Origin of the sequence: Streptomyces spinoverrucosus (assembly GCF_006539505.1) — a bacterium.
Classification (GTDB): domain Bacteria; phylum Actinomycetota; class Actinomycetes; order Streptomycetales; family Streptomycetaceae; genus Streptomyces; species Streptomyces spinoverrucosus.
Map to the genome: position 1 here is coordinate 1 of NZ_BJND01000197.1, position 921 is coordinate 921.

1 pseudogene is annotated in these 921 nt (G+C 67.9%); it reads left to right on the forward strand.

The features are described from left to right. Positions 1-921 (forward strand): annotated as a pseudogene (locus SSP24_RS42505) (ADP-ribosyltransferase); the annotation flags it as partial.

The window sequence follows — 921 nt, forward strand, 5'->3', positions numbered from 1 at the left end:
GTCGGCGTATTACCAGGCGCCGGAGGCGGAGCAGCTGTTCGCCACCACCAAGCCGGTGAAGGACAAGGCCGATGCCTTCGCCGACGACCTGGAGACCGTCTCCGGTGCGCTGTCGTCGTACGCCACCGAAATCCGCCCCCTGGTGGCGAAGCTCAAGGAGTTGAAGACCCAGGCGCAGACCTTTGTCGACTCGGTCAAGGATGATGACGAGTGGGAGTACGACGGGGACAAGGTCGACGAGCACAACCAGCTGCGGGATGACATCACCGCGACGGTGGCTGCGTTCTGGGCGGCGGAGCGGACGTGCCACAACAAGATCACCGCTCTTTGGGGCGGGACGCAGATGGTGGCCGGTGACGGCTCGGACCGTAAGGACCAGTACGGGTTCTCCGCGGAGGACATGAAGAATGCGAAGCTTCCCTGGGGTGACCCGGTGGAGGAGAAGCATCACTGGTACGAGGTCGGCCACTGGGTGAAGTCGTTCGTGTGGGACGGCCTGATCGTCGACGGTATCTGGGGCACGATCAAGGGCTTGGGCACGCTGGTCGGCTTCGGCGGCTGGGAGGCGATGGGCCAGGCCTGGAAGGGCCTGGCCCAGCTGGCCACGGGCCTGGTGCTCTCGTCGCTGCCCGGGGTGAGCACGGCGTTCTGGCTCCTCCCCGACGACAAGCTCCCCTCCTGGATCCGCGACTCGCGCACCGCGATGAAGGAGACGGGCAAGGCGCTGGTGGCGTGGGACCAGTGGGGCAAGAACCCCGCCCGCGCCGCCGGTGCGGTCACCTTCAACGTGCTCACCACCGTCTTCACCGGAGGCGCGGGCGCCGGTGTGGCGGGCGCGGGCAAGGCCGGTGCGGTGGCGAGGGTGTTGGGCACGACGGCGAGGGCCATCGACCCGATGACGTACATCGCCAAGGGCGCCGG